The sequence below is a fragment of the Occallatibacter sp. genome (assembly GCF_035317045.1).
Lineage (GTDB): Bacteria > Acidobacteriota > Terriglobia > Terriglobales > Acidobacteriaceae > Telmatobacter.
Genome location: NZ_DATHHT010000039.1, coordinates 179,817 through 193,882 on the forward strand (window position 1 = coordinate 179,817; position 14,066 = coordinate 193,882).

General features: G+C 59.6%; 10 protein-coding genes. 6 read left to right on the forward strand and 4 right to left on the reverse strand.

Going from position 1 to position 14,066, the window contains the following annotated elements; translation table 11 throughout:
- Positions 1-614 precede the first annotated feature (614 nt).
- From VK574_RS19165 to VK574_RS19185, 5 genes are read left to right on the forward strand one after another with little or no spacing between them, the layout of a single operon-like run.
- Positions 615-1,334: an RNA polymerase sigma factor gene (locus tag VK574_RS19165; RefSeq protein WP_472801481.1), complete on the forward strand. Its 720-nt coding sequence runs from the start codon at positions 615-617 to the stop codon at positions 1,332-1,334.
- A complete protein-coding gene (locus VK574_RS19170; RefSeq protein ID WP_472801482.1) occupies positions 1,334-2,233 on the forward strand; it encodes an anti-sigma factor family protein in 900 nt (299 codons plus the stop codon). Before VK574_RS19165 ends, VK574_RS19170 begins: the two co-directional genes overlap by 1 nt.
- Positions 2,221-3,066: a LiaI-LiaF-like domain-containing protein gene (locus VK574_RS19175; RefSeq protein WP_472801483.1), complete on the forward strand. Its 846-nt coding sequence runs from the start codon at positions 2,221-2,223 to the stop codon at positions 3,064-3,066. Before VK574_RS19170 ends, VK574_RS19175 begins: the two co-directional genes overlap by 13 nt.
- Positions 3,063-3,389: a hypothetical protein gene (locus VK574_RS19180; RefSeq protein WP_472801484.1), complete on the forward strand. Its 327-nt coding sequence runs from the start codon at positions 3,063-3,065 to the stop codon at positions 3,387-3,389. The genes VK574_RS19175 and VK574_RS19180 overlap by 4 nt, the downstream gene beginning before the upstream one ends.
- Positions 3,386-4,987: a DUF4097 family beta strand repeat-containing protein gene (locus VK574_RS19185; RefSeq protein WP_472801485.1), complete on the forward strand. Its 1,602-nt coding sequence runs from the start codon at positions 3,386-3,388 to the stop codon at positions 4,985-4,987. Before VK574_RS19180 ends, VK574_RS19185 begins: the two co-directional genes overlap by 4 nt.
- Positions 4,988-5,050: 63 nt before the next feature.
- Here VK574_RS19185 and VK574_RS19190 read toward each other — a convergent pair whose 3' ends face one another.
- The 4 genes from VK574_RS19190 to VK574_RS19205 are packed head-to-tail and all read right to left on the reverse strand — an operon-like array spanning position 5,051 to position 13,425.
- The gene (locus VK574_RS19190; protein WP_472801486.1) at positions 5,051-7,690 is read right to left on the reverse strand and encodes an ADOP family duplicated permease; all 2,640 of its coding nucleotides are present in this window, start codon (positions 7,688-7,690) and stop codon (positions 5,051-5,053) included.
- Between the two features lie 38 nt (positions 7,691-7,728).
- The gene (locus tag VK574_RS19195) at positions 7,729-10,374 is read right to left on the reverse strand and encodes an ADOP family duplicated permease (protein ID WP_472801487.1); all 2,646 of its coding nucleotides are present in this window, start codon (positions 10,372-10,374) and stop codon (positions 7,729-7,731) included.
- Between the two features lie 14 nt (positions 10,375-10,388).
- Positions 10,389-13,058, reverse strand: coding sequence for an ADOP family duplicated permease (locus VK574_RS19200; RefSeq protein ID WP_472801488.1), 2,670 nt, complete (start codon positions 13,056-13,058; stop codon positions 10,389-10,391).
- Between the two features lie 37 nt (positions 13,059-13,095).
- Complete coding sequence (locus VK574_RS19205) at positions 13,096-13,425, reverse strand: PadR family transcriptional regulator (protein WP_472801489.1); 330 nt, start codon at positions 13,423-13,425, stop codon at positions 13,096-13,098.
- A gap of 140 nt (positions 13,426-13,565) precedes the next feature.
- Between VK574_RS19205 and VK574_RS19210 the strand changes: the two genes are divergently transcribed.
- A partial coding sequence (locus tag VK574_RS19210) for a cytidylate kinase-like family protein (protein ID WP_472801490.1) occupies positions 13,566-14,066 on the forward strand: 501 nt, incomplete at its 3' end.

Here is a 14,066-nt window from a genome sequence, read left to right on the forward strand (position 1 = left end):
TGTACGATTCGCGAGCGATCGTGCAACTTTCCTGCATCGACAACCCGTGCTGACTGTTACAAATTCCCGCCCTCAAGATGCACAAGATACATCACAATGAAGGCAAAAACCGCTCCGAAGACGATAACGTAAAGTGCGATCTTCCCAAAGCGGTGCTCAGCGATCCTATAGATAAAACTGGGCAACATCATCGACAGGGCGCAACTCTTCCCCTCCAGAGGGAATGTCCTGAAGATTTTAATGCAAAGCTCATCGAACCGGTACAAAATGAGCGTTTTGTCGCGCGGAGGTAGGCAAATCGCACTATTTCGCTCCGTTCATGACGAAGTTGTCATTGCTGTGGTTTCGATGCGACGATCAGGCCTCAGGGTCGCTTCAAGGCCGGGGACAGATTGTGCCGGACGCTTTCGTCGCACCGGCGTGACGATTTGTCAGCCGCCGTTTGAGCGCAGACAAAGCGACGAACCGTCAAAACGGCTACGGAATCGGTTTATTGAGTGAAAACTTGCCGGGAGGCACAGAGAGCCAGCGTGCCACGTAGCGGATGTGGGAACTGCGCAACAAAATCATACGTATAGGCCTCCATGGCTTGTGCGGGTACATTAAGCTGGAGCGTGGCAGGACTGGTGGCGCCGAAGGTGCCCATCCGGCGCAAGTTGGACCAGGCGCCGCGGAAGCCGGTTCATGGCCACGGTCAGGAAGCCAAACCAATGACGCCGGACACTCGCCTGACGAGCGGACCGCTGGAGATCGACTGGTCTGAAGTCGTCCGCCGGTGCATGGACGGGGATTCTGGAGCATGGGCCGAACTGGTTCGTACCCACCATCGCCGTGTCTACGGGCTCTGCTATCGTTTTACGAACAATCCCGCTGATGCCGAAGATCTTACGCAGGACGTCTTCCTCAAGATTTATTCCAATCTAGCTAGTTTTGATACCGCCAGGGGCAGCCTGCAGGTGTGGATCACGACGATGACCCGCAACCTGCTGGTCGACAATTTCCGTCGTACAAGAAACCAGCGGTCTACCGATTCGCTCGATGCGGGATGGGACGAAACGGACGAGTTGCGGCCGATTGACAGGCTGACGGCAAGCGGACCTTCACCGCATGAAAAGGCGGCCCAGAAGGAACTGGCCAAGATGGTGCAGGGCGCGTTGGCCAAGGTATCGGTGGAGTTGCGCGAAGCAGTCATATTAAGGGACTTACAGGATATGGATTACAAAGAGATCGCCCAGGTTCTGGGCATACCGGAAGGGACGGTTAAATCCCGCATCAGCAGAGGCCGTGCGGAACTTGCACGCCTGCTGGAACGTAGTAAGCGGGAGGTGATGTGATGGCAGACCGCGGAAACATTCCGAACTCTCCAGCTTGCGGGCTTTGGGAAACACTCCTGGCCGACGCACTGGACGGGCTGTTGCGGCCGGAGGACGAGGCGACTTTCTCTTCCCACATGGCTGTCTGCCCGTCATGCACCTCTCTTTTTGAAGAAGCCCGGCGCGGGCGCGAGTGGCTGGAGTTTCTAAGCCCGGAACCAGAGGTCCCGGAGGGTCTGCTGGATAAGATCCTGGCGCAGACCGGGCCGGGACACACCTCAGAGTACAAACTGGCGACCGCGGACAACGTGGTGCCGATGGCGATTCCGGCATGGCAGCGGCCGGGGATGATGGGGCGGATTCGCCGCTTCGCCGAGCCACGGCTGCTGATGACGGCGGCGATGGCCTTCTTTTCAATCGCGGTGACACTGAACATCACGGGAGTCCGGCTCGCGGACTTGAGACTTTCGAATCTGCGGCCGACAGCGGTGCGTTCGTTCATGGAGCGCAGGCTCACAATGGCGTCAACGCCAATTATCCGCTACTACGATCACCTGAAACTGGTGTACGAAGTTCAGTCGCGGATGCAGGAAATTCGGCGCAGAACCGAGACGCAGCAACAACAGCAGACTCAGCCGGTGCAACCGGGGGAGTCAAAACAAAACCCTAACCGGAAAGACGGCGGATCCCGCGTAGATCCTCCACAGCAATCCGGGGCACCCTCCTTGAGGGATCCTGACTATTTAGAGACTTCCGTTGACCTTCACGAACAGTCCACCACCCAAGCGACACAGACTTGTCACTTGGGACCCGGGCCCGCGCATTCTGGCGGCTCTGCACTCCAGCAACTTGGATCTGTTGCCGGAGAACCCGAGTTCGAAATGGCAATACGGGAAAGGGGCACAGTATGGACTGCGTAAATCACAGCGGTGTTAGTGCGACGGCCTATTGCCAGAACTGCGGCAAGGCGCTGTGCGCGGCCTGTGTTCGCAATGCGGGGAATGGACAGATTCTTTGCGAGCCTTGCTACGTTGCGTGGCAGAACGTGCAACAACCTTTTGTCGCGCCGACCATGGGCGGACCGAATCCGTCGGTCGCGGCAGTGCTGGGGGTAATTCCCGGCGTGGGCGCGATGTACAACGGGCAGTACTTCAAAGGGCTGATCCACGTGGTGATTTTTGTCGTGATCATCAGCATCACGACGCACTACGGGTTATTTGGCCTGTTTATTCCGGCTTGGGTTTTGTATCAGTCGTTTGAGGCGTTCCACACGGCGAAGGCGATTCGCGATGGACAGCCGCTGCCTGACCCACTGGGTCTGAACGAAGTGGGCAACTGGCTGAACCTGGGTGGACCGCAGCATCGGCCGGGCATGCCGTACAGTTCTGTTCCGCCGGGACCTGGCACTACGGTTCCCGGGGCCGGACCTGCGGCGCCTAATCCGGGCGGGAGTGCAGGGGGCTATCAGCAGGTGCCATACACGCAGTACCAGGCACCGTATACACCGCCGGCGGCAGCTGGATTTGTAGATCCTGCCATACCTCCGGTACCACCAGTTCCTCCCGTGTTCTGGCGGCGCAAGGAGCCGATTGGAGCACTGATTCTGATCGGGTTTGGATTGCTGCTACTGCTGAACCAGATGGGCTTTCTGGCCGAGCACATCCTGAAGTTCCTGTGGCCGCTGGTCTTTATCGCACTCGGTGTGTGGCTGATTGTGCGTCGCTTTGAAGATACGAAGGGGGGCCCGCAATGAACCGCTACATCCTGATTCGCCGATTGAAGGGGCCAGCGATTCTGCTGCTTCTGGGGACAATTCTGCTGATGCACGAAGCGGGTCTTGTCGATTTCTGGAGTTTGTTTGTTCCGTTGCTGCTGATTTTGATCGGCGTGTTGAAGCTGGCTGAGCGCGCGGCGCTGGCCGCGGCGGGAGATGAGACACCGTACCCGGGCTCACCGTATCCCTATGGCGCGGCTGCGACTCCGGCACCGGCGGGAGCTTCGCAAGCGCAACCGGGCACCTCGATCGTTCCTGCCGGGCAGGACTACACGAAGGGTTCTGAAGGAGGACAGTCATGAGCAGCGTGCCTCCGAATATTCCACCCGGCGGTTACGATCCGCGAACGCAATGGCGGGTGTACCGCGAACAGCAAAGGGCTGCGTGGCGCGCCCAGCGCGATGCGTGGAAAGCTCAGCAGTATGCGTACAAGGCGAAGTATCAGCATGCATACGGGCCGCGCGTTCCTTCAGTTGTCGGACCACTGATCCTGGTGGCAATCGGCATCGTGTGGCTGCTGATTTATTCCGGCCATATTGCTCCGGCTAACTTCTGGACCTGGTACGGCAAGTGGTGGCCTTTGCTGCTGATCGCCGCCGGCCTGGCGATGCTGGCAGAGTGGGCGCTGGACTTGCGGCGCGAAGCTCCGGTGCGGCGTGGAACCGGATTCGTTGGCATCCTGATCCTGCTCGCGGTCATTGGATTCTTTGCGTCAGGCACTTCGCGTGGCATATGGGGCCCATGGAGAGGCGATTGGGGCGACCACGATGGGGACAACTTCTTCAACATGTTCGGGCAGCCGGAACACGATCTGGATCAGCAGGTTTTGAACGTGTCGATTCCGTCGGGCGCCGCGGTGCAGATCGAGAATCCGCGCGGTGATGTAAGCGTAACGGCGGGCGACTCGCCCAATATCGAAGTACAGGCGCACGAGGTAGCATTTGCCGGTTCGGATGACGAAGCGAAAAAGATCTTCGACGCGGAGCAGGCGCATGTGACGGTAAGCGGAAGCGCCGTGCTGGTAAAGTCGGACAGCAATAGCAATGGCCGGCTGAACCTGACGGTGACCGTACCAAAGAGCGCGCACGTGACGGTGCACTCGGGCCACGGCGATGTGACGGCGGCAAACCTTGAGAACGGTTTGAATATCAATTCGAACCACGGAGACGTCCACCTCAGCGTGATCAAGGGATCAGTGGAAGTGCGTTTCTCGACCGATAAGGGCGACTTCTCTGCCCACCAGGTCAACGGCGACCTTACAGCGGAGGGGAACTGCAACGATCTCACGCTGTCGGAGATCACGGGCAAAGTAATTATTAACGGTGAACTCTTTGGCGACGTGCACATGGAGAATGTGAATGGATTGATTCACGTGCATACGTCGGTGACCGACATGGATGTGGCATCGCTGCCGGGCGACCTGACGTTGAATTCCGATAATCTGCGCGTCACCCAGGCGAAGGGTCAGGTGCGCGTTAAAACGCATTCGAAAGATGTGGACCTGAGCCAGATATACGGCGACAGTTACGTCGAAGATCGCGACGGGCGGATTGCCGTGGAAACTGCTGGGAACTACACGCTGGAGGCGAGAAATCTGAAGGGCGATGTCGAAATCACGCTTCCGCCGAGTGCCGCGGCCTTGGTAACCGGGAACACGCGGAATGGCGATATTGTTTCGGATTTTCCGCTGTCGATCAATGGGGATGAAAGCAAATCGGTGAGCGGCAAGATCGGTGCAGGCGGGCCTAAGGTGACGCTGACTGCGGAGAACGGCGACATCCACATCAAGCGCGGCGACGAAGAGCCGCCTCCCCCGCCAGCGGTTGCCGGACCGTCCTCCGGGAGCGGGCCGCATCTGAAAGCGCCGAAGGCGCCTCCTGCGGCGCCGGTAACGCAGTGAGATAGGGAATAACAATCCGAAAGCTTGTGAAGCAAGCGTAGGCGCGGGGTGCAAACTCCGCGCCTATTCTGTTCTCAGGGCTTGAATCGGGTCGAGGCGGGAAGCACGCCAGGCGGGGACAAGGCACGCGATTGCGGCGACCAGGAGAAGTGTTCCTGCGACCGCCGCGAACACGCTTGGGTCGAGGGGCTCCGTTTGATACAGCATCGATTTGATGAGGCGCGCGGCAAATGCGCTTCCACCGAGGCCGATCAGAAGGCCAATAAGGGCTGGCCGCAATCCATCGAACAGAACCGCACTCAGCAACTGATTGCGCCTGGCACCCAACGCGATACGGATGCCGAATTCAGATGTGCGCTGCGTGACCAGGTAAGTGAGCACTCCGTAGAGGCCCGCCGCAGCAAGGACCAGCGCGATGACAGCAAAGGCCAGTGTGAGAAGCGAATCAAACTGTGAATCGACGGTTGACTTGCTGATCGTCTCGCGGAGGGTCCGGACACCGGACACGGGGAGATCTGGATCAAGGCTGCCGAGGACCTTCTGCACGGGCATCGCCAGCGCTTCAACGTTCGGTGAAGAACGCAAAACGATGGTGGCGCCGGAATAGCCATTGCCGTAGATCGGCACATACAAGGTCGGCATGGGAGGTTCGGAAACGCTCCAAAGCGTGTCGCCAACCACACCAACGACTTCCGCAACGCGGCCGTCAAAGTCAATTTTCAGATGTCTCCCGATTGGATCTTCGCCTGGGAAGCAGATGTCGGCTGCTCTCTGAGAGATGACCGCGACATTGGCACGCTTCAAGCGTTCGTCGGTGGTGAAGATGCGGCCGCGCACGAGGGGAATCTGGATGGCTGCAAAATAACCCGGATCCGCCCCCCGCATTTGCAGGTCAAGCCCTTTGCCCTTGGGGAGCGGAGGATGCTCGATGACGCTTACGAGATTATCGCCGCCCCAACCCTGACCAGGTGCCGAGCTAACGAGCCCTGCGGATTGTATGCCGGGCATGGTGCGAACACGGGTGATGAGGTTCTCAAAGAACTGAACCTGCTGGACCGCGTTGGTGTATCGAACATCGGGCAGGCTGAAGTGCATGGTGAGGACGTTGTCAATTGGTACACCGAGATCGGTCGAGCGCAGGCGTTGATAACTCTTGATCAAGAGACCGGCTCCGATCAGAAGAACGACGGTAAGTGAGACCTCGATGACGAGCAATGCTCGACGCAGACCGGCTCGGGCTCGGCTGCCGCTATTGGCGCGGGACGCTTCGTGCAAAGAACCAAGTACGTTTTTGGCGTTGGAACTAAAGCCACTGATCAAGCCAGCGAAGAGGGCGGTGGCGAGGATGGCGACGATGGTGAAGCATATCTCTGCAACGCCCATGCGAATATCTTGAATGCGATTCATGTCGGGGCGAGCATGGACAAGCCATTGGAGCCCTCCACCAGCAAGGATCAGGCCGAATACTCCACCAAGCAGGGAAAGAAGGAGGCTTTCCAGAATGCGTTCGCGCATCAGGCGAAGCCATCCGCCTCCGAGTGCAACGCGGATTGCCAGTTCTCTGCGGCGGGCGGCCATGCGAGCCACCAAAAGCCCGGCAACGTTGATAGAAGCAATGAAAAGGACGCAGACGGTGGCGGCGAGCAGGACATAGAGCGGCGTCTTGTAATCGTCAACCGCGTCGTCGAGAAGGCTGCGTCCGATGACCGAATCGTGAACGGCGGGGCCGGGATGCCCATTCTTGATCTGGGTCTGGACGGCGACAAGGCGGCTAAGTAACGCCGGAAGAGTTGTGCCGGAATGCAGTCGCGCAACAACGATGGTTTCGTGGTCTTCAAACGTCTCCAGCATCATGGGAGGCATTTCGTGAGCGATCGGAGTCCAGATCTGGTCAGTGTTGCCGCCGAAGGCGCCGGAGTAGACGAAGGAAGCGGGCATGACGCCGATGACCGTGTAGGGCTTTGCGTCGAGCCAGATCTTTTTGCCGACGATGGTTGGATCGCCGTTATAGCGGCGATGCCAGAATGATGCGGAGAGAATCACCGTCGCTTCGGAGTCCGCACGATCGTCTGATGGGCCGAAAGAGCGACCCATCGCCGGGCTGACGCCGAGGACGGAGAAGAAGTTCCAAGAGCACATGGCGGCGTCGATCTTCTCCGGCAGCTTTCCGCCCTCCGCGGAAACGTTGTAGGCCTGAAATGGAGAGACAACGGACATTTCGGCGACGCGTTGCGACGATCGCTGCCACTCGAAAAAGGTTCCCATGGCAACAGGGAGATAGTTGTGGGGATTGCTGCCACTCGATTCATGTTCGTAGAGGGTGACGAGCTGGCCCGGATCCCGATAGGGCAACGGGTTAAGGATGACGCGGTAAACCAGAGCGAAGAGCGCAACGTTTGCACCAATGCCAAGAGCGATGATGAGTACCGCGATCGTAGCAAATCCGGGAGAGTGAACGAGGGCGCGCACAATGTAGCGGAGATCGCGGACGAGGGATTCAAGCCAATTCCAACTCCACGTGGCGCGGGATTGCTCGCGTAGCAATGCGGGATTGCCGAAGGTGCGGAGGGCGGAGTAGCGGGCTTCGTTTGGAGGCATGCCGGCGGCGAGGTTTTCAGCGATCTGGCGATCGACGTGAAAGCGGATCTCGTCGTCGAGCTGGCTGGAGGCGCGACGTCGCCGGAAAAGAAAGAGAAGGACCATTCGGATTCGTGAGAGAAGGCGCAAGGAGACCTCCGGGATCATTCAGTTCGTAGAGCCTGCATGGGATCGAGACGCGACGCGCGCCAGGCGGGAACTATGCAGGCGATGACTGCGATGCACAGCAAAGTGATGGCCACCGTGGCAAAGACTGCCGGGTCGATGGGCTCGGTCTTGTAAAGCATGGACTTTATGAGGTCGACGGTTGCAGCGCTGGCTGGAAGTCCAAGAGCAAGGCCGATGAGCGCGGGGCGGAGGCCGTCAGCCAGAACTTTTTCGAGGACCTGGGTGCGTTGCGCACCGAGGGCGATACGAATGCCGATCTCGCTGGTGCGCTGCGCGACGATGAAAGAAAGAACTCCAAAGAGCCCGACGGCGGCGAGCACAAGAGAGATGCCGGCGAAGGCGGTGACCAGAGTGGCGTCGAAGCTATTGTCGACGATGTTGCGACCAATGACCTCGTCCAAGGTGAGGATGTCGGAGACGGGCAGGTCGCGATCCATTTGGGAGACGAGACGCTGAACGGGCATTGCGAACTGCGTTACGTCGCGACTGGAGCGGATGACGAGCGATGCGCCGTGCATGTCGTCGACGGCGTAGAGCGGGAAGTACATCATGGGTTCGGGGGGAGCGCCGATTTCAATGCGGGTGTCGCCGACGACGGCGATGATTTCCAAGGTGCGCTTGCCGAGGGTATCGAGGTGCTTGCCGATGGGGTCTTCACCGGGGAAGTACTGGCGAGCGAAGGACTGGGAGATGATGACCTCGGTGGCGTGACCGGTCCGCTGATCGCTGGTGAAAGTGTGGCCGTGGAGGAAGGGGATTCCGATGGCGCTGAAGTAACCGGGGTCGCTCCAGCGATGCATGGCATATTGCTGCTTGCCTTGCGGCAGCGGCGGATGCTCGGTGACGACAAAGCCACTGTCGCCACCGTAGCCGTCGCCTGGGACGACGGGAAAGATGAAACCGGCTGCATCGATCCCGGGCATATTGCGGACGCGGATGAGCAAGGTTTGAAGGAAATCGCTAACCTGCGCGGGTTGCTTGTAACGAACCTGCGGAAGGTTGATGTCGAGCTTGAGGACGTTCCGCGTAAGGCAGCCGAGATCGGTGGAGCGGAGGCGCGCGTAGCTTTTGATCAAGAGTCCCGCGCCGATGAGCAGGACGACGGTCAGGGAGACTTCGAGCGTGAGGAGGACGGCGCGGAGGCGAACACGCCCGCGGCCTGCACTCTGGCTGCGTGAAGACTCCTGCAATGCGGTTAGGGGCTGATCGCCGCGCATGGAGAATGCGGAGATGAGGCCGACGAATGCCGCGAAGACCACGACCAGCGAGAGCGCGAAGGCGACGACGACCCAGTCGATGGCGATGGATTCGGCGCGGGCCATATCGTGGCGGGTGGTGATGAACCAATGCAGGACAGCGATGGCGAGAAGGAAGCCGATGATGGCGCCGGCCGTGGAGAGAAGAAGGCTCTCAATGAGTTGTTGGCGAAGAAGGCGGAGACGTCCGCCGCCCATGGCGGTGCGGATCGCGAACTCCTTCCGGCGCGCTGCGGCGCGTGCGACGAGAAGGTTGGCGACGTTGAGGCATGCGATGAGCAGAAGGCAGCCGGTTGCGGCAAGAAGGACGTAAAGCGGAGTTTTGAGATCGCCGACAAGAGACTCGAGGAGAGGCTTGCTATTCGCACCTACACTCACAAAGGGATCTGAGAGATTGGTGTCGTGGATGCGGCGCGTGATGACGGTGAGATCGCTCCGGGCCTGGGCCAGAGTGACGCCGGGTTTGAGGCGGCCGATGACATGGAAGTCGTGCGACATCGACTTCATATAATCGGCGGGCTCATTGTAATAAATGGGAACCCACAGCTGGATGGCGGGATCGGGCAGAGCGAACCATGGCGGCATAACGCCGACGACGGTGTAGGGTTTGTCGTCGAGTAGGACGGTGCGGTTGAGGATCGCGGGATCACCGCCGAAACGGCGCTTCCAGAGGCCCCAGCTCAGGAGCACGGTGGGATTGGCCGAGGGTTGATCTTCGCCGGCAGCGAATCCCCGGCCGAGCGCGGGCTGAATGCCGAGGGCGGGAAGCAGGTTCCAGGAGAAGGTGGCGGCACGCACGTTCTCGGGCAACGGGCCGCCGTTGCCGGAGAGGTTGAAGCCGGCGTATCCGACGATGGCTAGATCGCTGAAACTCTGATTGAATTTTCTCCACTCGCTGTAAACGCCCGGGGCGTTGTTGTTGAAGGGAAACTTGCCATCGGCGCTGACCTCGTAGAGGCGAACGAGGCTGCTGGGATCGGTGTAGGGTAGCGGCTTGAGCAGCACGGAGCGAACGATTGTGAAGAGCGAGACATTGGCTCCAATGCCGAGGGCGATGACAATGATGGCGATGGCAGCGAATCCCGGCGTGCGCAGCAAAGTGCGAAAGGCGTATTTGAGATCGATGACCACGGACTCTAAACCCTCCCAACTCCAGGTTGCGCGGGCTTGATCGCGCAAGAGCGCAGGATTGCCGAAGGTGCGGAGGGCGGAGGAACGCGCTTCGTCCGGCGTCATTCCGGCGGCGAGGTTTTCCGCGATCTGGTGATCGAGATGGAAAGCCAACTCGTCGTTGAGGCGTGCTGCGGCGCGACTGCGACCGAAGAGCATCAAGAACCGCATTCGGAGTTGTTCGAGCCAACGCATGGCGATTCCTCCTGTTATTCGGTTCTAAGAGCTTGCATCGGGTCGAGCCTCGAGGCGCGCCATGCGGGCACCAGACATGCGGCGGCTGCGACGAGCAGCAGTGCGGCCGCTACCAGGGCAAAGACTGCGGGATCAAAAGGCTCGGTTTTGTAGAGCATCGATTGGATGAGCCGAACTGCCGCGGCGCTTGCTGCAAGACCGAAAGCCAATCCGAGGATTGCGGGTCGCAGTCCGTCGGCGAGCGCGAGGCGCAGGACCTGTTCGCGCCGAGCGCCGAGTGCAATGCGAATTCCGATTTCAGTCATGCGCTGCGTCATCAGGTAAGACAGGACACCATAGAGGCCGACGGACGCAAGGAGCAGAGAGAGCGCTGCGAAGGCCAGAACGAGCGTCGCGCTGAAACTCGCGTTGCCAATGGAGCCTCCAATGACCTGGTCGAAGGTGAGTACATCGGAAACGGGAAGTTGCGGATCGAGCCCGGCGATCTGCTTCTGAACGGGGACTGACATGGCCAGCGGACCGGACGCAGTGCGCACGGCGAGAGAAAAGCCAAAGCTATTCTCGAAATTTCCTGAAAAGAGTGGAAAATACATGGTCGCTTTGGTCGGCTGACCTACCTGCCAGAGCGTGTCGCCCACAACGCCCACGACCTCGAGCCCGGCCTTGTCTCTTGCCGAATCAAGAAGGTGTTTGCCGATGGGATTTTCGCCGGGGAAGTATTGCCGTGCGAGCTGATTGCTGATGATGACTTTTTTGCCGTGGTCATCGCGATCCTGCATGGTGAAGAAGCGTCCCTGCAGCAGTGGGATTCCTAAAGCGGTGAAATAAGCCGGATCGGCGAGACGGTTCAGCGCGTCGGGCAATTCCGCACCGGGCCTGATGGGCGGGTGTTCGGAAATCGTGAAGACATCGTCGCCGCCCCAGCTGTTGGCGGGCAATGTGGAACCGAGTGCCACGGCGCGAACGCCGGGCAACGCGCGCAACCGCGTTAGGAGTGATTCGTTGAATGCGTTCACTTTTTCAGGCTTGTCGTATTTCTCCTTAGGAAGGCTGTAGCTCATTGTGAGCACGCTGTCGGTTGTGCAACCCACATCGGTTGTCCGGAGACGGACGAAACTTTTCAAGAGAAGGCCGGCGGCGATGAGAAGCACCACCGTGACACCGATTTCCACCGTGAGCAGTGTCTTGCGCAACGCGGTGCGCGAGAGGCTGCCGCCGGTAGTGCGCGATGACGCTTGAAGTGCAGCAAAGACCGCCTTGCCAGTGGAAGAGATGGCCGGCAGCAGGCCCGCCAACAGCGCTGCGACGAAGACGAGGGCGCAGGCGAAACCGAGTACCACGCCGTCGACACGAATTCCCTGCGCAGAGGGCAGGTCCTTCCACGCGTGGGCAAGCCATCTTGTTGCGGTAAGTGACAACAGCACTCCAGCAGCGCCGCCAACAAAACAAATCAGCAGGCTTTCAGTCAGTTGCTCGCGAACAAGCGTCGATCGCTGTGCGCCAAGGGCGCCTCGAATGGCAACCTCTTTTTGCCGCGCCGCACCGCGCGCCACCAGAAGATTGGCGACGTTGAGGCAGCCGATGAGCAACATGCAGGCGACGGCACACATGAGAAGGATCAGCGGTTTCTTGACATCTTTCGCCAAGTCGTCGCTGATGGCACGCGGCGCAACGTCTTCGGCCACCGGCGCATTGAGGTACTGCATGTGTTCGCGATACTGCACGGCCTCAACCTGGCTGATGGCATTGTCAAGGCTGACGGTGGGAACGAGGCGAGCGATGACGTGGCTCCCATGCCAGTCGTGGTGCCGTAGCGATTCGGGCGTTGCGATGGACTGATAGGGAACCCATGCCTGCACCGTGGCATCCGGATATGCGAAGTCTCTCGGCAGAATTCCGACAACCGTGCAGGGCCTGCCATCAAGATGGATTTGCCTGCCGACAATGGAAGGATCTCCGGCAAAGCGGCGCTCGAAGACGCTCCATGTAAGCATGACGACATCTGAGCCCGGATGATCTTCGGATTCAGTGAAGGTTCGCCCTAATGCCGGTTGGACACCGAGGAGCGGAAAGAAGTTCCAGGTACCAGCGGCGGCTGTGACCACCTCCGGTAGTTCATCGCGCTCCCCGGTGAGGTTGAACTGCCACCAGCGCCAGGCGGCCATGTCCTTAAAACCGTGGGTCTGCGCACGCCAGTCGTAGTAGTCGGCAGGCGAGACAACGTTGTAGTTGAACCCATCCTGATTTGCCCAGTCGCCGCGGAAGTGTTCGTAGACCATGACCAGTTGGCCGGGATCGCGGAAGGGGAGCGGCTTGAGCAGGACCGAACGCACGATGGTGAAAAGTGATGTGGCGGCTCCGATGCACAGCGCGATGACGAGGATCGCCATTAGAGAGAAAGTTGGGCTGCGGCGCAGGGTGCGCGCAGTGTAGCGCAGATCGCGCAGGAACGATTCGAGACCGTTCCAACTCCAGGAGGCGCGGGACCGCTCGCGCAGCAATCCGGGATTGCCGAAGGTGCGAAGGGCGGAATAGCGGGCTTCGTCCGGCGTCATGCCGGCTGCGAGGTTTTCAGCGATCTGGCGGTCGAGGTGGAAACTCAATTCATCGTCGAGTCCTCTGGTCGCGCGGCGGCGGCTGAAGAGCATCAGAACCCGCATTCGAAGTTGATCAAACCAACGCATGGATTCCTCTCTCGTTCGGTTGAGGGAAGCAGATCGATCAGGCCTCGCTTACAACCAGGTTGATGGCGGCGGACAGCCGGTTCCAGTTGGCGGTTTCTTTTTCGAGCTGGGTGCGGCCGGCGAGTGTTAGCGAGTAAAACTTTGCCTGGCGGCCGGTCTCGCTTTCGGCCCACTTCGCCTTGATCCAGCCCTGCTGTTCAAGACGGTGGAGAGCCGGATAGAGCGAGCCCTGTTGTACCTGCAGCACTTCGCCCGAAAGTTGTTGAATCCGCTTGGCGATAGCCCATCCGTGCATGGCGTCGGGAAGCAGGGTTTTCAGGATCAGAAGATCGAGAGTGCCCTGGACGAGATCGCTTGGTTTACCCATACCTAGATTATCTACAACATTGATTGTAGATAGTCAAGGTGTCGTGGATTCCAAGCAACCGAAGACGTTTTCTCTGTGTCTACAAGCTTGCGGGGTAAATGCGGTTCCGTTGTATGCTCCCAATGGCGGGGGGAATTCCGATGATGCATGCGCCGATCAGGGTAATCACGGTAGAACGAGAGTACGGGTCGCGGGGCGGGGAGTTTGCCCACGATCTGGCAGAGCGGTTGGGATGGCGGTTGCTGGATGCGGAACTCGTGAGCGCGGCTGGGAAGCGTGCCGGCGTTTCGCCGGAACTGGCGGCAAAGTTCGACGATCGACTCGATCCCTGGTATTACCGCTACGGTAGAGTGTTCTGGCATGACACGGCGTATCAGATGACCGGCCTCTCGGACGAGCACGTTTTCGATTCCGAGCGCATGCTGACGCTGGTTCGCGAAGAGATCTTGAATGCGGCCAAGGAAGGCAATTGTGTGCTAGTGGGGCGGGGCGCGGCATGCGCACTGGCGTGTCAGCCGGGATGCTTTCATGTTTTTGTGTACGCCACATTGAAGGCAAAGCGCGACTGGTTTACGCAAGCATTTCCCAAGCAGGCTCAGAATGCAGAGCAGGCGCTTGCAGCATACGACAAGAGGCGCGCA